The 18,679-nt window shown below is 63.7% G+C and carries 18 protein-coding genes; 5 read left to right on the top strand and 13 right to left on the bottom strand.

Annotated elements, in window-relative coordinates; translation table 11 throughout:
- Positions 1-184 precede the first annotated feature (184 nt).
- From RMN99_RS11250 to RMN99_RS11235, 4 genes are all read right to left on the bottom strand, one after another.
- Positions 185-463, bottom strand: coding sequence for an NADH dehydrogenase ubiquinone Fe-S protein 4 (locus RMN99_RS11250; RefSeq protein ID WP_309623411.1), 279 nt, complete (start codon positions 461-463; stop codon positions 185-187).
- 59 nt (positions 464-522) lie between these two features.
- Positions 523-2,964: an ATP-dependent helicase HrpB gene (hrpB, locus tag RMN99_RS11245; protein WP_309623410.1), complete on the bottom strand. Its 2,442-nt coding sequence runs from the start codon at positions 2,962-2,964 to the stop codon at positions 523-525.
- A 188-nt stretch (positions 2,965-3,152) separates the two neighbouring features.
- A complete protein-coding gene (locus RMN99_RS11240; protein WP_309623409.1) occupies positions 3,153-4,169 on the bottom strand; it encodes an aldo/keto reductase in 1,017 nt (338 codons plus the stop codon).
- Between the two features lie 117 nt (positions 4,170-4,286).
- Positions 4,287-4,619, bottom strand: coding sequence for a DUF1153 domain-containing protein (locus tag RMN99_RS11235; RefSeq protein WP_309623408.1), 333 nt, complete (start codon positions 4,617-4,619; stop codon positions 4,287-4,289).
- A gap of 260 nt (positions 4,620-4,879) precedes the next feature.
- Between RMN99_RS11235 and RMN99_RS11230 the strand changes: the two genes are divergently transcribed.
- Positions 4,880-5,452: a DnaJ domain-containing protein gene (locus RMN99_RS11230; protein ID WP_309623407.1), complete on the top strand. Its 573-nt coding sequence runs from the start codon at positions 4,880-4,882 to the stop codon at positions 5,450-5,452.
- Here the strand turns inward: RMN99_RS11230 and RMN99_RS11225 are convergent.
- Positions 5,449-6,465, bottom strand: a complete 1,017-nt coding sequence (locus tag RMN99_RS11225) for a polyprenyl synthetase family protein (RefSeq protein WP_309623406.1) — start codon at positions 6,463-6,465, stop codon at positions 5,449-5,451. The genes RMN99_RS11230 and RMN99_RS11225 overlap by 4 nt on opposite strands.
- Before the next feature lie 85 nt (positions 6,466-6,550).
- Positions 6,551-7,786, bottom strand: a complete 1,236-nt coding sequence (locus RMN99_RS11220) for a hypothetical protein (protein ID WP_309623405.1) — start codon at positions 7,784-7,786, stop codon at positions 6,551-6,553.
- A 128-nt stretch (positions 7,787-7,914) separates the two neighbouring features.
- On the opposite strand from RMN99_RS11220, the gene RMN99_RS11215 reads away from it, so the two are divergent.
- Positions 7,915-8,208 (top strand): chorismate mutase, encoded by a 294-nt coding sequence (locus tag RMN99_RS11215; RefSeq protein WP_309623404.1) that lies wholly within the window; start codon positions 7,915-7,917, stop codon positions 8,206-8,208.
- 11 nt (positions 8,209-8,219) lie between these two features.
- On the opposite strand, the gene RMN99_RS11210 is transcribed toward RMN99_RS11215, so the two are convergent.
- The 5 genes from RMN99_RS11210 to RMN99_RS11190 all read right to left on the bottom strand — a co-directional run bounded on the left by RMN99_RS11210 (position 8,220) and on the right by RMN99_RS11190 (position 12,311).
- Positions 8,220-8,864: a DUF4190 domain-containing protein gene (locus tag RMN99_RS11210; protein ID WP_309623403.1), complete on the bottom strand. Its 645-nt coding sequence runs from the start codon at positions 8,862-8,864 to the stop codon at positions 8,220-8,222.
- A 111-nt stretch (positions 8,865-8,975) separates the two neighbouring features.
- Positions 8,976-10,289 carry a HAMP domain-containing sensor histidine kinase gene (locus RMN99_RS11205; RefSeq protein WP_309623469.1) on the bottom strand — a complete coding sequence of 438 codons (1,314 nt, stop codon included), beginning with the start codon at positions 10,287-10,289 and terminating at the stop codon, positions 8,976-8,978.
- A gap of 95 nt (positions 10,290-10,384) precedes the next feature.
- The gene (locus tag RMN99_RS11200; RefSeq protein ID WP_309623402.1) at positions 10,385-11,062 is read right to left on the bottom strand and encodes a response regulator transcription factor; all 678 of its coding nucleotides are present in this window, start codon (positions 11,060-11,062) and stop codon (positions 10,385-10,387) included.
- 65 nt (positions 11,063-11,127) lie between these two features.
- A complete protein-coding gene (locus RMN99_RS11195; protein ID WP_309623401.1) occupies positions 11,128-11,421 on the bottom strand; it encodes a hypothetical protein in 294 nt (97 codons plus the stop codon).
- A 47-nt stretch (positions 11,422-11,468) separates the two neighbouring features.
- On the bottom strand, positions 11,469-12,311 hold the full coding sequence (locus tag RMN99_RS11190; RefSeq protein ID WP_309623400.1) for an aminotransferase class IV: 843 nt from the start codon (positions 12,309-12,311) through the stop codon (positions 11,469-11,471).
- A 68-nt stretch (positions 12,312-12,379) separates the two neighbouring features.
- Here RMN99_RS11190 and RMN99_RS11185 point away from each other — a divergent pair, with 68 nt between their 5' ends.
- Positions 12,380-14,167, top strand: a complete 1,788-nt coding sequence (locus RMN99_RS11185; protein ID WP_309623399.1) for an ATP-binding cassette domain-containing protein — start codon at positions 12,380-12,382, stop codon at positions 14,165-14,167.
- A 185-nt stretch (positions 14,168-14,352) separates the two neighbouring features.
- Here the strand turns inward: RMN99_RS11185 and RMN99_RS11180 are convergent, their stop codons facing one another.
- Together RMN99_RS11180 and RMN99_RS11175 are read right to left on the bottom strand one after the other, a co-directional pair.
- Positions 14,353-16,167, bottom strand: a complete 1,815-nt coding sequence (locus tag RMN99_RS11180) for a DUF885 family protein (protein ID WP_309623398.1) — start codon at positions 16,165-16,167, stop codon at positions 14,353-14,355.
- Between the two features lie 103 nt (positions 16,168-16,270).
- The gene (locus RMN99_RS11175; protein WP_309623397.1) at positions 16,271-16,744 is read right to left on the bottom strand and encodes a DUF6456 domain-containing protein; all 474 of its coding nucleotides are present in this window, start codon (positions 16,742-16,744) and stop codon (positions 16,271-16,273) included.
- Positions 16,745-16,840: 96 nt separating this feature from the next.
- Here RMN99_RS11175 and RMN99_RS11170 point away from each other — a divergent pair, with 96 nt between their 5' ends.
- Both RMN99_RS11170 and RMN99_RS11165 read left to right on the top strand, forming a co-directional pair.
- Entirely contained in the window at positions 16,841-17,413 is a 573-nt protein-coding gene (locus tag RMN99_RS11170) for a helix-turn-helix transcriptional regulator (RefSeq protein WP_309623396.1), read from the top strand.
- Positions 17,410-18,588 (top strand): glycosyltransferase, encoded by a 1,179-nt coding sequence (locus RMN99_RS11165; RefSeq protein ID WP_309623395.1) that lies wholly within the window; start codon positions 17,410-17,412, stop codon positions 18,586-18,588. The genes RMN99_RS11170 and RMN99_RS11165 overlap by 4 nt, the downstream gene beginning before the upstream one ends.
- Positions 18,589-18,679: the final 91 nt, after the last annotated feature.

Here is an 18,679-nt window from a genome sequence, read left to right as displayed (position 1 = left end):
GCGCAAGCCTGCGCTTTGCGAATCGTTCTAGGCAGCGGGCTCGACTTGCTCGAATTGGGGGCAATCGAAAGCGGCCGGTCTCTTGCGGACGGGCCGGGAAGCGGCGATCGCGCAGTGCCTACTTGCGCGACCCAGGCACTGAAGGTCGTCGCTTCCAATTCCCCGGCTTCAAGGGGAGGAACCCTTACCGGAAATTGTCGGCGTAGGTCTGCAGCTTCAGTTTGCGCGGCGGAACGGCATGAACCGCAGCTTCGATGCCGTATTTTTCGGCATAGGCCTGCGCGGCCGCGGCGCTCGGAAAGGTCAGCTGCACCTGCGCCTGGGTATCGCCCGAACCGGACCAACCCATCAACGGATCGGGCAGCCGCGCTTCGGCCGGCGCGAAATCGAGAATCCATTCGCCAAGTCGAGCCTTGCCAGATTGCATGGCGTTTTTCGGGCGTTGATAGATGCGTGCAGCCATGCCTTGCGCAGTGCGTCGTTTTGCGCGGGAAATCAAGCCGTCGTTGCCCTTAGTCCGCGTCAGGATGTTCGGTTGAATGCGTTCTTCGTCTTCAGGCTGGGTACTTCGGTCCACGGCTGGTCGGGCCAGCGGTGTTTGGGATAGCGACCTTTCATGTCGCGCTGCACATCGTTCCACGATCCGCGCCAGAACCCGGGCAGATCGCGGGTGGTCTGGAGCGGCTTGTGGCCTGGGTCCGTCAGCTTGAGCAGCAGCGGCTGCGCCGGACGACCGAAACCGGGGTGCGCATCAAGTCCGAATAGCGCCTGCACCCGAAGTTCGACCGAGGGACCACCAGGATCGTCGTAATCGATCGCGTGGCTGGTGCCGACCGGCGAAATGAACTGCGCCGGAGCCAGCCGCTCCAGCGTCTGCTGCGCAGCATAATCGAGCCTCGCCCGCAGCGCCTCATGCAGCTTTTGCGGATCGGTCTGATCTAGCCTGCGGCCCAACATCGGTGCGAGCCAGTGTTCAAGGTCGTGCAGCAAGACCTGTTCGGACAGCGCGTCGATATCGGCATAGCGCGCGCGCTTGATCAAATTCATACTGGATTTGCCCAGCGGCACCAGCAACAGCCCATCAGCGCGAATCCGCTCGATCAGGAAGGCGCGGATTGCATCAGGGCTGGGCGATGGATCGCTGCCGCGCGCAAGGGTAACTGCGCCAAGCCGGGTTTCGAGCAGCGCCTCGACCCGCCGTTCATCGGCAATCCAGCGCAAGGTGCTGCGCCGTTCGAGCCGGTGCGCGAGCCAGGCCGTAACCTCACCTTCGGTCAGTGTTATCGCGCCGGTGATCCTGGCGCCCTTCGCCTCGCCCTGCGCCTCTCCCACCGCCAGATATTCCGCGCGGGCCAGCGGGCTGGCGGGATCGAGCCGCAACCCCCGCCCTCCAGCAGTCAGCCAGTGTTCGCCCGAACCATCGCGGCGGCGCGCAACATTGCCGGGATAGGCTTCGGCCAGGAGCACGCCCAGCGGCGGCGCTTCTGCGCCGGCAGCAGTGACCAGGCTTGTGGCAAGCGCGGCCCAGCGCGCCGCGAGCTTGCGCGAAGCGTCGGCACGCGGTGATCGATCGCCGTTCCACCGATCCAGCCGTTGGGCGAGGTCTTCGCCGCGCCCGCCCAGCCCGCGTTCCTGCAGCAGCAACGCCAGCCGTGCTGCGTTTTGTGCTGCACCATGCTGCGCAGCATAAAGCAACATATGCGCCAGCGGCGGGTCCATCGGCAGGCGCGCCATCGCGCGGCCATGGTGGGTGATCCGGCCCGCGCCATCGAGCGCACCGAGCGCTTGCAAGGTCGATCTTGCTGCAGCCAATGCTGCATCAGGCGGCAGATCGATCCACGGCAATCTGGCAGGCTCTGCCGCACCCCACTGCGCCAGGCTGAGCAGCAGGGGCGCAAGATCAGAAGTGAGCATTTCGGGCGGATCGAATGCTGCCCGTCCGGCATGGGCGGCTTCTTCCCACAAGCGGTAGGCGACCCCCGGGCCTTGCCGCGCGGCGCGGCCGGCGCGCTGCGCGGCCGCAGCCTGCGACGCCCGGTGGGTCACCAGCCGCGTCACGCCGGCCGCCTTGTCATACTCCGCCCGGCGCGAAAGCCCGGCATCGATGACGACCGCTACGCCGTCAAGCGTCAGCGACGTTTCGGCAATCGCGGTCGCCAGCACGATCCGCCGCCGCCCTTCCGGATCGCGCTTGATCGCCGCACGCTGCGCCGCTGGTTCGCACTGGCCGTGCAGCGGCAACACCAACGCAGCGGGCAATTTTTCAGCGAGCCGTTCGCGGGTGCGTTCAATCTCACCGACGCCGGGCAGAAAGGCCAGCACATCCCCCGCTTCGTCGCGCCAGGCGGTCAGCACCGCCGAGGCCATCGCATCTTCGGTCCTCAGTTCCGGCCGCGCGCCAAGCCACCGGATCGTCAGCGGGTGCGCTTTGCCTTCGCTTTCGATCACCGACGCATCGCCCAAGAGGCCAGCAAAGCGGGTACCGTCAATGGTCGCGCTCATCACCACCAGCCGCAAGTCCTCGCGCAGCACCGCCTGGCTTTCGATCGCCAGCGCCAGGCCCAGGTCACTGTCGAGGTGGCGTTCGTGCGCTTCGTCAAACAGCACCGCCGATACGCCCGCCAATTCTGGATCGCCAAGAATGGTGGCAACAAAGATCGCCTCGGTCATCACCACAACCCGGGTGCGGGCAGACCGCTTGCTATCGAGCCGGGTGACATAGCCGATGGTTTCGCCGGTGCGCTCACCCAGCAGCTCCGCCATCCGTTCGGCTGCAGCGCGCGCGGCAACGCGGCGGGGGCTGAGCACGATAACGCTGCCGGTGCACCACGGCTGTTCCAGCAAGGCTGGCGCCACCGCAGTGGTTTTCCCCGCGCCTGGCGGCGCGATCAGCACGGCGCTGTTGCGCGCGCTCAGGGCGGCGAGCAGATCGGGCAGTACGACGTGGATCGGAAGCTGGGTCACGCTGATCCTCTAGCGGAGCGAATTGCGCTCCACCACCGACTTCGGCAGCGTTGCCCCTCCGTCAGTTCCTGCGGAACGGCCACCTCCCCATCGCGGGTCGATAGGGAGAGTTTACGCCAGGTTCGCTTGATACTCCCCATCGACCCGCGATGGGGAGGTGGCTGCACGCAGTGCTGACGGAGGGGCAATCAGCCCATCGGGTACATGATTTCCTTCGAAACCTTGTGCAGTGCCTTCATCACGTCCGCACCCAGCACCAGATCCTTGGCGGCAAAGATTGAACCAAGCTGATCTTCCTTCGAGACCCCGACAATCGTCGAGGCAACAAAATCATGCTGCTTCGACCAGGCCACTACCATGGCGACCAGATCCAGCCCGGCCTCGCGCGCGATCTCGGCATAGCGGGCGGTGGCGGCCAGTGATTTATCGTTGACGAAACGCTTGCCCATATCAGCCTGCCGCCCTTCCATGGCAAGATAGCGGCTGAACCGCGCGCCTTCGGGCCGGGCGCCGTCATTGTACTTGCCCGACAGGACCCCGCCGGCGATCGGCGAATAGGGGATCAGGCTGACCCCTTCCATCCGGCAGACCTGCGCCAGTTCATCTTCGAAGCGGCGGTTGTTGAGGCTGAAATTGTTCTGGATCGTGTGATAGCGCGCGGTGCCAAGTTCCTTGGCCACCGCGATCGATTTCATCAGCCCCCAGCTGGTCTCGTTCGAACAGCCCAGCACCCGCACCTTGCCGTCACGGACCAGCTCGTCGAGCGCCTCCATCGTTTCGTCATAGGGCAGTTCGTGATCGGGCCAGTGGGTCTGGTAGAGATCGATGTAATCGGTGCCGAGCTTGGTCAGGCTCTGCTCGACCGCGGTGACGATGTTGCGCCGATCAAGCGCGGTCATGCCCGAACGCAGCGGGCTGCGGAACCAAACATGGCTGGGGCCCGAAACCTTGGTGGCCAGGATGATCGCCTCGCGCGGTTTGGTCTTCAGCCACTTGCCGACGATCTCTTCGGTGCGGCCAACCCATTTGGCATCGGGCGGCACCGGATATCCTTCGGCGGTATCGTAGAAATCAATGCCTTCATCGAAGCACTTGTCGAGGATGCGCAGCGCCTCGGCTTCGCCGGTCTGGCTGCCGAAGGTCATCGTGCCCATGCAGATATCGGACACGACGATTGAACTTTTGCCAAGGCGGCGACGATCCATGATTGGCTTCTCCCGGTAAGTCTGGTTGCTCGATGCAACCGACCGTGCCGGTTTGCCTGCCCATGGTCAAGGGTGCTCCCCTCCCCGCCTGAGGGGAGCGCCTTGCTGTCCGATTGCTCAGGCTGCGACCAGCTCGTGCGCGCGGTGCTGCGCGTGTTCGCGGCCCCGCCGGCGCGCGGCGCGGTCTTCCTGCGCCCAGGCCACACGCAGCCCTTTGACCCCGGCACGGTCCATCGCGTGCTGCCAGGAATAGAATTCCTCGAGGCTGAGGCTGTAGCGATGCATGACTTCGTCAATCGTCATCAGACCGCTATCCACCGCAGCCACAACTTGCGCCTTGCGGCTGGCAACCCAGCGCGTGGTATCGGGCGGCGGCATGGTTTCGCGGGTCAACACTTCGCTGTCGGGTCCGATGATCCGCAGCGGGCGGGAGTTGGTGTATTCGATCATTTTACGGCCCTCGTACTAATGACCCGAATCCGGGTCGAACGTTGGCCCCCAAGCACATGGAAGGTCGGCCCTGCGTGGTTAAATAGAGGTGAATCCGCGGCTCCGCTCACCGCGCGAAAAAGGCGGGGATCGCCGAACCGGGGCTGACGATGGACGAGCCGTGCGGTGCGATGTTTGTCGCATTTCGGGGTTGTTACAAAAACGGTTGCGGGCCATGCCTGCTGGGCTGCAACGCCATGATCAGGGGGGCTTTCCCGAAGATGTCCGAAAGCGAACAATTCGTCGATTACTATGCCATGTTGCGGGTGATCCCGACCTGCGACCCGCGCACGCTTGAAACTGCCTATCATGCGCTGGCCAAAAAGTATCACCCCGACCATGCCGAGACCGCCGATGTCGCCAAGCTGACCGAAGTCATCGATGCCTACAAGATCCTCAGGGATCCCGGCAGCCGCGCCGAATACGATCTGGTCTATGCCCGCACCACGGGTTTTCTTTTTTCAGAAGCGGGTGACGGCCTGAGTGAGGAACGCGCCGCCATGTCGGATGCCGAAGCGCACGCCAAAGTTTTGCATTATCTTTACAAAAAGCGGCGCGATGCGGCGCGGGATGCCGGGGTTGGCCAGTTTACCGTCCACGAAATGCTGGGCTGCTCGGATGAGCTGTTCGATTTCCACTTGTGGTATCTGCGCGAAAAGGGCTTCATCCAGACGACCGAGCAAGGAACCCTGGCCATCACCATCGAAGGCGTCGATCACGTTATCGCCACGTCGCGCACGGTTTTGAAGGAAAAGCTGATGATCGCGCAATCGGGCGAAAGCGCGGAAATCTAGAACCGCCGCGCCACGGCAAATTCCGCCGCTTCGGCCATCGCCGCCCGCGCCTCGTTGGCAGGGAAGCCGGCGATCGCATCGATCGCCCGGCTGGCGTAGTGGCGCGCACGGTCGCGGGTGGCACCAAGCGCGTCGTGACGCTCGATCAGGCGAACGGCGTGGGCCAGATCATCGCCCGAAGTACGGTGTCCCAGGATCGCGTCCTGCCAGAAACTTCGTTCTTCCGCGCTGCCGCGGGCATAGGCCAGGATCACCGGCAGAGTCATCTTGCCCTCACGGAAATCGTCGCCCCTGGCCTTGCCCATTTCGAGGCCATCTGAATCGTAATCCATCGCATCGTCGACTAGCTGGAAGGCGATGCCCAGGTTGCGGCCATAGTCTTCGAGCGCGCGCTCCTCGGCCTCGCTCTTTTCGGCGACGACTGCAGAGATGCGGGTGGCGGCGGCAAACAACGCGGCAGTCTTGGCGCCGATGATCCCGAGGTAACGCTCCTCGCTGGTTTCGATCTGGCGTTGCGCGGTCAGCTGATCGACCTCACCCTCGCTGATCACCGAACTCGCGCCCGAGAGAATCTTGAGCACCTTCAACGAGCCGTCCTCAACCATCAGCTCAAAGCTGCGGGTGAACAGGAAATCACCGACCAGCACTGTGGCAGGATTGCCGAAGATCAGGTTGGCGGCCGCCTTGCCCCGGCGCATCTCGCTGCCATCGACCACATCGTCGTGAAGCAAGGTGGCGGTGTGGATGAATTCGACCGCAGCCGCGAGCTTGTGGTGGCGCGTGCCCTGGTAATCGAGCAGCGCCGCCCCGGCGAGCGTCAGCATCGGGCGCATCCGCTTGCCGCCGCCCGCGATCAGGTGCCCGGCCAGCGCCGGGATCAGCGGGATTTCGCTTTGCATGCGTTCCAGGATCACCTGGTTGACCGCGTTCATGCCCTGCGCTGTCAGCGCCATGATCGGAGCCAGCGAAGGTTCGCTGCTGCGCGGCTTGAGAGGGATCACTTTGGCGCTCATCTTGGGAGGTCCATTGCGCAGCTTTCGCAGCCCTTGCAAGTGCAAAGCGGGCAACGGCGCTTGCGCAAATCGGCAACTGCGGATGCTAGCCGGGCCGCCGGGACGAAATGCGCTGCCAGATCGGCCCGGCGCGCAAGTGGACGAAGACAAGTCCCAGCAGCGTCACCGCCAGCATGAACCACAGCGCCTCGCGCAACAGGATGCCGATTACGGTCACCAGCAGCTCGCCACCGCTGCCGGGGGTGAACAGCGCCTGCAGGTGAACTCTCAGCGGGAAGAGATACATCAGCGCCACCGCGATGGCGGCGATCGCCCCGAACCGCTGCCCCGGCACTGGGCGCAGGGCATCCAGCCCCGGCAGCACCAGCAGCACGAAAATCATCCGGTAAACCAGGTTCTGGTTGCCGATATAGGCCCCCAGCAGAACCAGCGATCCCACGATCAGGAAGCGCCACTGCGCCGCGCTCATCGCGGCGCGGACATTTGCCAGCGCAAATTGCGTCGCGCGCTGCCAGCCGATCACCAGCAAGGCAGCGGTAACTGCGAGCTGGATTGCCAAGGCACCCGGGCCGTCCGCCAGCCCCAGTTCGCTCGCCATGATCGGCAGGTCCTTGATCCCGAAGACATAGGACCCGGCAGACATCGTCACCATGCTGGCCAGTGACAGTGGCAGTTGGGTCCCGGCCAGCCACACAAACATTATCAACACACCGCCCAGTGCGGTGACCACCCATACAGCCACGCGGGGCCGCTCGCCCCCGGCCCAACCAAGCGCCGCAAACGGAAAATACTTGAGCAGACCTGCCAGCAGCAGCAGGCCGTAGCCCAGCGCCGGTCTCCACCCCAGCGCCGCAATCGCTGCGACGGTGATCGCAAAAACCAGCATGTCATTGTTGCCGTAATCGGCGGCCATAAGCGTTGCCGGTGACAACACCGCCAGCGCGCCCAGCAGCTGCCCGCGCCGGCTCCCCGCAAGCGGCAGGAAATACAGCGCGGCGGCGAACACGGCGATGAAGCCCAGCGCCACCGGCACAGTCCAGCTGCCATCCATCGGCATCAGCGCCAGCAGCTTCCAGATCGGCGGATAGACAAAGGTCACCGGCTTGTAGTGGCACGGATTGCCCAGATAGGTCTCGATCCCCTGCCGTTCACAGGCCATCGCGCTGGTGATCCCGTGAGCATCGCCGAACGGCGGCAAGTCATAATGGACCAAGTAGAAATCAAGGAAACCGCGCAGCAACGGCTCCGCTCCGCCAAGGTACAGCGCGCCCAGCAGCGCCAGCATGGCAAGGAACAGCAAAGGCAGGAACAGGCGGTGCATCTGGGCTATGTGTCTAGGCCCGCGCAGACGCCAGCGGCAAGTGCGCCGCCCCGGCAAATCCCCCGCGATGCCGCGCCATGCGCTCTGGCCTTGGCCCCGATGCCCTTTGCATGCTAGCCAACCCGGCGATGACTACGCCCCAACCCGATCCGGTGCTCGCCGGCTACCGCGCCTCGATCGACAATATCGACGCCGCGCTGATCCACATCCTGGCCGAACGGTTCCGCATCACCAAGGCGGTCGGCACCTACAAGGCCGAACGCGCCCTGCCCGCCAGCGATCCCAGCCGCGAGGAAGCGCAGATCGCCCGGCTTCGCAAGCTGGCCGGCGACGCGCAACTCGATCCGGAGTTCTCGGAAAAGTTCCTGCGCTTCATCATCGAGGAAGTGATCCGGCATCACGAACAGGCGGCGGGAAAGTAGGCTAGAATTCGCTACTTTAAGCGGCACCCGGAAAGCGAATATCCGCCCATGATTGCTTCTCCGATCTTCTCGCAAACAAATGAGATTTTGTCGCCTTTTTTGAAATTTGCGATCGCCTTGCCATCCTCCTGAGAAAATGAAGCACCTGCAAATTCATTGATGTAACCGTCGGAATGGCCGAGAAACTGAATCACGGGGGCAGCCGCATCGCCAGCAAAGTCCGCTATCTTTTCATTGGTGAACTGCAACCTGCTGCCACCGTACTTTTGTCCCGCAGAAACTTTGTTCGCTTCAATATCCGTCCAAATCTGCTTGACGTTTGCTTGCAGTATCGGTGCCGCAGAAAGGTCTTTGGTCTCGCCGTTCGTGTTGAAAGTATCACGATTCAGCGCCGTCCCGACGGCTTGGGTGCCTTTGATCCATGAGAAGCAAACAAACAACGCAATGACACCAGTTATAATCCCTGCAATAGCCAGCGATCTTGAGGTACGGCGAATAGCGATCAAACCGAAAATGACAGCAAGCGGAGCCAGCAGCCATGAGACAAACCCAACAATCGGAATGAACGAAAGAACCAGCGCTATCAAACCTATTATGAAGCTCGCTTTGCCAAGGGAGTTGCGATCAGGGACTGGCGCGTTGGAAGCAGTGGCCATATTTACCTCTAAGAAATATCAAGAGAAAATTCCTCAAAATTGATCCGTTCGTCAAGCCATTTCCTACTTTGAAGATTATTGACGACTTGCTGTCCTTGGCTAGCTTGAAACTTAACCCGCCCTCGGTAACCTGAGCTTCACCAGCAACCCGCCCAGGTCCTCGCTTTCATCAAGCGTGACACTTCCGCCGTAAATTTCCGCCACATCGCGCACGATTGCCAAACCCAGCCCGGTGCCGGGCTTGCCGGTATCGAGCCGCGCGCCGCGATCGAAGATGCGTTCGCGTTCTACTTCGGGGATGCCGGTGCCGTCATCCTCGACCCATACTTCGCACCACTTGGGATCGCTGACTGGATCGATGGTGACGAACACCGATCCGCCGCCGTATTTGGCCGCGTTCTCGATCAGGTTGCCGAGAATTTCATCAAGATCCTGCCGTTCGATTGCGACCTGCGCGGCGCGGTTTCCGTCAAGATCGAAGCGCGCCTTGTCATACAGCACGGTAACCGCGCGCAGCACCGCTTCCACGCTTTCGCCCACTTGCGCGCGGGCCTGGCCCACCGCGCGGCGGCCGACGGCGCGGGCACGGGCAAGATGGTGATCGACCTGACGGCGCATCACCGCTGCTTCGCGGATCACGGTATCGGCCAGATCAGGCGCGTGCGCAGTGGCGGCATTCATCACCACGGTCAGCGGGGTCTTCAACGCATGCGCAAGGTTGCCGGCGTGGGTGCGCGCCTCTTCGGCCTGGCGCTGATTGTGAGCAAGCAACGCATCAAGTTCCAGCACCAGCGGTTGGACTTCCAAGGGCAGCGGCTCGGTCACGCGGTTGCTGCCCGAACTGCGCATCCGCTGGATCGCCCGGCGCACCCCGCGCAAGGGGCCAAGACCGTACCAGGTTTGCAAGGCCGCCATCACCAGCAGGCCAAGGCCCAGCACCGCGAAGCTGCGCAGCAGGATCCGGCGGAAGCGGCCTATCTGCTCGTCAAGGTTGGCCTTGCGCTCGGCCACGGTGAACTGCCACACCGTATCGCTGCCCGGCATGGTGACCGAACGTTCCATCACGCGCAGCGGTTCGCTGGGAAACTGGTTGGAAATGTAGGCGTGCGGTTCCTTGTCGCGATGATCGGTGCGCACGTCCAGCGTGCGGTCCCACAACGAGCGCGAGGGGAAATCATCGTGCCCGGTGCCGCGGATCTGCCAGTACAGACCACTGTTGGGCTCAAGCAGGCGCTGATCGCCAAGAGCGCGGTTGAAGAACACCTCGCCGTCGGGGCCGATTTCGGCCGAGGCGATCATGCCGTTAAGCAGATAGGACAGCTGAGCATCGAAATTGCGGGTGATCTGCCCGGTCAGCGTCCGATCCAGCGCCACGCCGCCGCCCAGCAGCAGCACCGCGATCCAGCCGGCCGCAATCAGCATCATCCGGCGCGCAAGCGATCCCGTATGCGGCACGGTCGCTGGCTGCCCGGCGGGCGTCAGGTCAGTTGCGCTCACCTGGTTCGGCCCGCCTCACCATGTCAACCGCGGCTGCCTTCAGCCGGATCGTCGAGGCTGTAGCCAAGGCCGCGGATCGTGGTGATCACATCGGCGCCCAGCTTTTTGCGGATGCGGGTAACGAACACTTCGATCGTGTTCGAATCGCGATCGAAATCTTGATCGTAGATATGCTCGATCAATTCAGTCCGGCTGACCACCTTGCCCTTGTGGTGGAGCAGGTAGGACAGCAGTTTGTATTCCTGCGCCGTCAGTTTGACCGGTTCGCCCTTCAGCGTGACGCGGCCCGAGCGCGTATCCAGCCGCACGTCACCGGCGGTCAATTCGCTGCTGGTGTTGCCCGATGCGCGGCGGATCAACGCGCGCAGGCGGGCGATCAGTTCTTCGGTCTGGAACGGCTTGGCAAGGTAATCGTCCGCACCGGCATCGAGGCCTGCTACCTTGTCGGACCAGCTGTCACGCGCGGTAAGCACCAGCACGGGAAACTTGCGGCCTTCCTTGCGCCACATCCCCAGCACGGTCAGCCCGTCGATCTCGGGCAGGCCAAGGTCAAGCACCACCGCATCGTATTCTTCGGTGCTGCCCATGAAATGGCCGTCCTCGCCATCGACCGAAAGATCGACCGCATAGCCATTGCCTTCGAGCGTATTCTTGAGCTGTTTGCCGAGGGTCGGTTCGTCCTCGACGATCAGGATGCGCATTGTCTGGTTCCCCAATAATGTTGCCACTGCAAATGGGGCTTAAGCACCATAGCGTCAAGGCGGCCCTAGCGCGTGCGGCGCAGGGTCTGCCCGGTGCGGGCATCGACATCGACGAAAATTACATGCCCGTCGCGGATGAATTTAAGCCGATAGGCCATCGCGGCGGGATCGTATTCGAAACCAAGGTATTGGGCATCGCCCATCGTTGGCAGCACCGCGTTTTCGATATCGCGGATCTGCATGATCTTGCCCGCGCGCAGATCCTGCCGGGCCTTGCCCTGGGCATCGCCGGGGCCAGCGTGCAGCGGCGCCGCTGGCAGGGCCAGCACAGCAAGCAGGAGCAGAGCGGTTTTCTTCATGACAAGGCGGCTTCTAGGGCAAGGGGATTGAACCGATTGTGAATGATTTAGCTGGCGCGCAGCAAGGTGATGTAGCGGGCCCGCAATTCGCCGGTCACCGTGCCGGGGCCGCCGTTGCCGATTGGTTTGCCGTCCACTTCGACCACTGGAAGCACCAGTGTCCCGGCACCGGATATGAAAGCTTCACGGGCGGCGAACAGTTCCTCGGGCGTGAAGGGGCGTTCCTCCACCGCCAAGCCCATGTTGCGCGCGATCTCCATCACGCTGATCCGGGTGACCCCGGGCAATACGCCGTGATCGACCGGATGCGAGACCAGTACGCCGCGGGCATCGATGATATAGGCGTTCGAGCTCGTTGCTTCGGTAATCACGCCGTCTTCGACCAGCCAGGCGTCGTCGGCCCCGGCCTCGCGCGCTTCGGCTTTCATCATCACCGCGTAAAGCAGCTGCGTGGTCTTGGCCGACCGCACCTGCCAGCGCAGGTCTGGCCGCAGCACAATCCTGAGGCCGTTCTTACCCCAGGGCGTTTCGACCAGGCTGTCAGCCTGGGTAAAAGCAAAGCGGTTGGGCGATACCGATGGATCGGGCAACGGAAACGCCCGGTCGGCGGGCGCACCACCGGTAATCTGCAGGAACACCCGGCCTTCGACCAAGCCATTGCGTTCGATCAGTTCCGCCAGCACGGCAGGCCAATCGGTATCGTCGGCAATCCGCGCGATCGCCATGCTGCGCGCCAACCGCGCGGCGTGATGCGGCCAGTTGCGAAAGCGTCCGTCGATCACTGGCGAGACCTCATAGACCCCCTGCCCGAAATTGAGCGCGCGGTCGAAGATCGAGATTTTGGCCTCATCTTCGGGGAGGAATTCGCCATTTAGCCAGACAATACGCATGACCGCCTCTCTCGTTCGGGCAGCGCGCCTTGTCAACGCGGCTTGCGCACCCTAGACGCCCGCCCACCATGGCCGCCGCACCGATCTTTTCGTGGGAAGAACTCAGCCTGATCCAGGGATCGGGGTGGCTGTTCCGCGATCTTGACCTGCACATCGCCCCGCGTGACCGGCTGGCCCTGATCGGGCGCAATGGCGCGGGCAAGACTACGCTGCTCAAGCTGATTTCGGGCGAAGTAGAGGCCGACAAGGGCCGCCGTTCGATCCAGCCGGGCACCAGGATCGTCTATCTTGAGCAGGACCCGTTCTTCACCGGCTATGCCACGCTGATGGATTTTGCGCTGCACGGGCCGGATGCCCCGCCGCGTCACGAAGTGGAGGCGATCGCCAGCCAGCTGGGTATCGACATGAACCGCCCGTCCGACAGCGCCAGCGGCGGCGAACGGCGGCGCGCCGCGCTGGCCCGCGCACTCGCCAGCGATCCCGATCTGCTGCTGCTGGATGAGCCGACCAACCACCTTGATCTCGCCGCGATCGACTGGCTGGAAGACTGGCTGAGCCGCTACAAAGGCGCCTTCATCGCCATCAGCCATGACCGCACGTTTCTGGAACGACTGACCAAGGCCACGCTGTGGCTTGATCGCGGATCGCTGCGCCGCAAGGACATCGGCTTTGGCGGCTACGAGGCCTGGATGGTAACGATCTATGCCGAGGAAGCCCGCGCCGCCGACAAGATGGACGCCAAGCTGAAGATCGAAGCGCACTGGCTGGAACGCGGCGTCACCGCCCGGCGCAAGCGCAACCAGGGCCGGCTCGAGAAACTGTGGGAAATGCGCTCCGCGCGCGCTGCGATGCTCACTCCACAAGGCGCGGCAAAGATTGCGCTTGGCACCGATGATGTGAAGACCAAGGCGGTGATCGTAGCCGACAAGGTCACCAAGACGTTTGGCGACCGCACGATCATCAAGGATTTCACGCTGCGGATCACGCGCGGTGACCGGATCGGGGTGGTCGGTTCGAACGGCGCAGGGAAAACCACGCTGCTCAAGTTGCTGACCGGCGAACTGCAGCCCGATACCGGAACGGTCACGCTGGCCAAAACGCTTAACGGCACGGTGATCGACCAGCAGCGCAGCCTGATGAGCCCCGAAAAGCGCGTGCGCGATGTGCTGGCCGAAGGTGGCGACTGGATCGACGTACGCGGGGTGCGCAAACACATCCAGGGCTATCTCAAGGATTTCCTGTTCGAACCCGGGCTGGTCGATGCCAGGATCGGCACACTCTCGGGCGGGGAGCGCAGCCGGTTGTTGCTGGCGCGCGAATTCGCCCGCAAATCAAACCTGCTGGTGCTGGACGAGCCGACCAACGATCTCGATCTGGAAACGCTCGACCTGCTGCAGGAAGTCATTGCGGACTATGACGGCACGGTCCTGATCGTCAGCCACGACCGCGATTTCCTCGACCGCACGGTGACCGTGACGCTGGGGCTTGATGGCAGCGGCAAGGTCGATGTGGTGGCCGGCGGCTATGCTGACTGGGAAAAACAACGGCAAAAACGCAACACGGCACCCAAGGCAACCAAGGCGATTGCCGAGCCGCTGGTCTCACCCCCTCCGCCGTCGTCCGGCAAGGTCAAGCTGACCTACAAGGACCAGCGCGATTACGAGATCCTGCCCGCGCGGATTGACGAATTGCTGGCGGCGATTGCCCGCGATGAAGCGGCGCTGCACGATCCAGCGCTTTACACCAAGAACCCGGCGAAGTTCGCCACGCTGTCAAAGGCAATCGATGCGGCCCGCGCCGAAAAGGACGCGGCTGAGGAGCGCTGGCTGGAATTGGCCGAACTGCTCGAGGGCTGATCCACCCCGCCGTCATTGGCTTCGCCAATGCCACCTCCCCATCGCAAGTCGATGGGGAGAAATGCAACGTCGCTGGTTCTCCCCATCGACTTGCGATGGGGAGGTGGCAGGCCAAAGGCCTGACGGAGGGGCTCATCGACTTGCGATGGGGAGGTGGCGGTTCCGCAGGAACTGACGGAGGGGCCCTACCCCGTCGCCAGCCGCGCACCTACCCGCTGATCAATCCGCGCTTCCAGCATCGAAAGCGGCATCACGCCTTCTTTGAGTATCTCGTGGAACCACTGCAGGCTGAACTTGTCGCCCAGCGCGGCCTTGGCCTTTTCGCGGTTCTTTACCCAAGCGGTGTGGCCGATCTTGTAGGAACAGGCCTGGCCGATCAGCACACAGTAGCGTTCGACTTCGCGCTGGCTGCGCGGCCGCGCAAAGCCGGTGGTCTGGACCATGTAATCGGTCGCTTTCTCGCGGCTCCAGCGTTTGTGGTGGATCCCGGTATCGACCACCAGCCGCGCGGCGCGGAACAGGAAGCTTTGCAGGTATCCGGCGCGCTCGATGCCTTTGTACGCCCCCAGCTCATCGGCGAGTTGTTCGGCATAAAGCGCCCAGCCTTCGCCATAGCTCGAGATGAAATTGTTGCGCAGCAGCATCGGCAGTTCGCCTGATAACTGCGCGTACGATCCCTGCAGGTGATGCCCCGGCACACCTTCGTGATAGGTCAGCGCGGGCAACGAATACTTGGGCCAATCACCAACCGATTTGAGGTTGATCCAGTAGATCGCCGGGCGGCTGCCATCGATCGTGGCCGAATTGTAATAGCCGTTTGATGCGCCATCCTGAATTTCCGCCGGAACCGCGCGGATTTCAAGCGGCCGGCGCGGAATGTCCGCGAACGCTTTGGGCAGCCGTTCCCACATATCGGTCATGCCGGCATTAAGGCTGTCGATCAGCGCCTTGCGGCCTTCGGCGCTATCGGCATAGACTTGATCGGCCCGCTTGTTGAGCACGCCAAGCCGCTCGCTGACCGTGCCTTGGCTCAACCCGGCGTCTTTCAGGACCACGTCGAGCTGCGCGGATATCTCGGCCACCTGATCCAGCCCGATCCTGTGCACTTCATCGGGTGAATAGGTGGTTGTGGTCGCCTCGGCCAGCGCGGCGGCATAGATCGCATCGCCGTTTTTGATCCGCCAGGCACCATCGCCCGCGGCGGTCTTGGCGCGCAGTCCCTGGACCAACGCGATCTGTCGATCCAGTGCCGGATAGACCGCCTGCGCGACGATTTTTTCCCCGCGCGCTGCCCAGTTTCCGGCGATGCCCTTGTTCGCCGCGCGGCTGACCAGTGACTGCACCAGCGAGCTGTCTTTTGCCGCCATTGCGCGCAGCTTGGCCATCTGCCCCAACGCCAGATCGAGCGACCAGCCCGGCGCAACCAGCCCGCGCACGGCTTCGGCGCGCTGCATCGCGCTGTCCTGATCAAGCTGCACAGCAAAGGCGGCGAGACGCGCAAGGTAGGCCTCGGCATCGGCCGCAGTGCTGATCGGGTGCGCGGAATTGAGGAAATCGGGAGTACTGAAATAGGCCCCGCCTTGCTGAGTGATGCGATAGGGCTGCTGCAGTCCATCCATGTTGAAGCGGCGGCTCGCGACCAGCCCTTGTTCGATCTGGTAGCGTACCAGTTCCTGATAGCGCTGCGCGGCAGCGCCCAGGCTACTGGCAGGAATGGCAGAAAGCCGCGCCAGCCAGCGCCGCGCCCGCGCTTCCCCGGCGTTGCGTTCGGCAACGGTGTTGGGCGTCAGGCGCGAACGCTGGAAGGCCAGCTTGCCGGTATCCAGCCCAAGATAGGTCGCATATTCGGGCGAGTGCTGCATCTGATCCGCGAAGATCGCGTCAAGCAACGCCAGCAGCGCCTTGTCACCGCGCGCAGCAGCGCCTTTGGCAAAAGTGGGATCGGCCGCCAGCGTTGCCGCCAGGGCTCCACTCGAAAGAAGAAAATCGCGCCTCAACATCGTGCTTGCTCCCGCATCGCAATCTGGTTTGCGCTTAGGTGTGGCGGATCGAAGGGCATTTGCGCAAGCCAATCGACTGGCGGGCGACCTTGATCGACCGGCGTCAACCGATACCGTAAAACCCTGCCACCCGGTCAAGCGCCAGGCGCAGCACAAGCTTGCCGCTGCGCGCTGGCCAGGCCAGCGCGCGTTCCGCATCGGGCAGCCCCTCGCCCGCGCAGGCGACGCGCCACAGCACGTCGGACAAGCCTGGCCCTGCCGCCGCAATCGCTCCTTCGAAGCGCTGGCGTGCGGCAATCTGCCGTTCGGTTTCGTTCAGCGCCGAATCGCCGCTGCCGCCTTTGACCCGCACCGGATCCCAGCGCATCGTTACGCCTGCGGACAGCTGCGCACGCTCGTAATCGCGGCGCAGGCATTCCCCGGCGGCAAGCTGGAGATCGGACAGGTGCCCGCGGGCGTGCAGCCAGGTCAGCGGGCTTTCAGCCAGGTTCACCGTTACCGCGCGGCGTCCCCGCACTGGCGCACCACGCGCCGGGCCTTCATCGGTCAGTTCGCGTTCCACCAGTTGCCGCTGCATGTTTGTGTCCTTCCCTGTTGCCAGAATCGCGCCTTGCCAAATCGGAGCCATTGTAGGAAAGCGTAAAAACCAATCTGGTTATTTTTCGAGGCAGAAATGATCAACCGTATTCGCGATATCCGCAAGGACAAGGGACTGACGCTGGCCGATGTGGCCGCAAGTTGCACCCCGCCGACCACGGCGCAAACGATCGGCCGGCTTGAAACGGGCATGCGGCAGTTGTCGCTCACCTGGCTGAACCGGATCGCCAATGCGTTGGCGGTTGAGCCCGAACTGTTGGTCAAGGGCACGGAAAGCACCGCACCCAGATACATCGCCCGGCTGGGCAGCGATGGCGCCGAAGCGCTGGCCGCGCCGCGCGATGCGATCCTGCCTTCGGCGCTGGGCGGCCCGGGCGGTCTGGTCGCGATGATGATCGAGACCGGCGCGGGCGAATACCGCAGCGGCGATCAGTTGTGGCTGCGCCAGCATGGGCCGGATGATTATGCGCGCCTGCTTAACCGCGATGTGCTGGTGCCGCGGCCCGGCGGCCGTTTCGCCTTTGGCCGGATGATCGACCGCGATGCCGCGCGGGTGGCGGTGCTCGCGCCGGGCGCAGGCTCACGGCAGGTGGTGGTTGAAAATCCGGCCTGGATTGCGGTTGCGGAAATGCTGGTTCGCCCCCTGTGAAACCGCTCCGTGTTCTCTCGCTATCGACGCTCTATCCCAATGACCTCACGCCCAATTTCGGCGTCTTTGTCGAGCGGCAGATGCAGGCCGTTGCAGCGCGCGGCGATGTTGATCTGGTGCTGGTGAACGCGGTCGGCTTGCCCCCCTTCCCGCTTTCACTGCACCCGCGATATCGTGCCTTGCGCGGCCTTGCGCAGGAAGAGCAGCGCGGCGGGGTGACGGTGCTGCGACCGCGGTTCCTGCTGCTGCCCGGGATCGGCGGCCGGTTCAACGCCAGGGCAGTGGCACGCGCAGTGCTGCCGCCGGCCCGCCGTCTCTACGCCGAAGCGCCGTTCGACGTTATCGATGCGCAGTTCTTCTATCCCGATGGCCCCGCAGCGGTAGCCGTGGCCAAGGCGCTGGGGGTGCCTAGTTCGATCAAGGCGCGCGGAGCAGACATCCACCACTGGGGAACCCATCCCGCCACTGCGGCGCAAGTGCGCAAGGCGGCGCAGGAAGCCACCGGGCTGCTGGCTGTATCGGCCGGTCTGGCAGACGACATTGCCGAACTGGGCGTGGCGCGCGGCAAGGTGACGCTGCACCGCACCGGGCTCGACCGCGCCGTCTTTTACCCCCGCGACAAGGCGCAAAGCCGCGATGCGCTGGGCTTGCCCCGCGATGCGCCGGTATTGGCCTGCGTCGGTGCGCTGATCCCGCGCAAGGGCCAGCGTTTTGCTATCGAAGCCATGCCGCTGCTGCCCGGTGCCGTGCTGGTGATCGCTGGTTCCGGGCCGGACGAAGCGGAGCTCAGGATGCTGGCGGACTCGCTGGATGTGATAGGCCGCGTCCGCTTTCTTGGCGCGTTGCCGCACGCCGAATTGCCCGTGGTGCTGAGCGCCGCCGATGTGTTCGTGCTGCCGACCGCCAGCGAGGGCCTTGCCAATGCCTGGGTCGAGGCGCTGGCCTGCGGCACCCCGGTGGTCACCACCCCGCTGCCCGGTGCGCGCGAACTGCTGACCGATCCCGCCTGGGGCGCAATGGTCGCGCGAGACAAGCTGGCCATTGCCATCGCCGTCAGCAAGATCCTTGAAAATCCGCCCGCGCGCGAAAAGGTACTGGAAGGTGCCGCGCCGTTCAGCTGGCAGGCCAATGCCGGCGCGCTGGTCAATCACTGGCGGCAGCTGGCCGTCAGTTAGGTCGTTTCCATTTTTGGCGAAGGCCACAAATGGGGAGGCGGTATTCGCGCCAGCGAATGACGGAGGGGTATCAACCCTCGCACCTTGACCC

The sequence above is a fragment of the Novosphingobium sp. genome (assembly GCF_031417815.1).
Taxonomy (GTDB): domain Bacteria; phylum Pseudomonadota; class Alphaproteobacteria; order Sphingomonadales; family Sphingomonadaceae; genus Novosphingobium.
The sequence above is the reverse complement of the archived record's forward strand: the minus strand, read 5'-3'. Positions and strand labels throughout refer to the sequence as shown.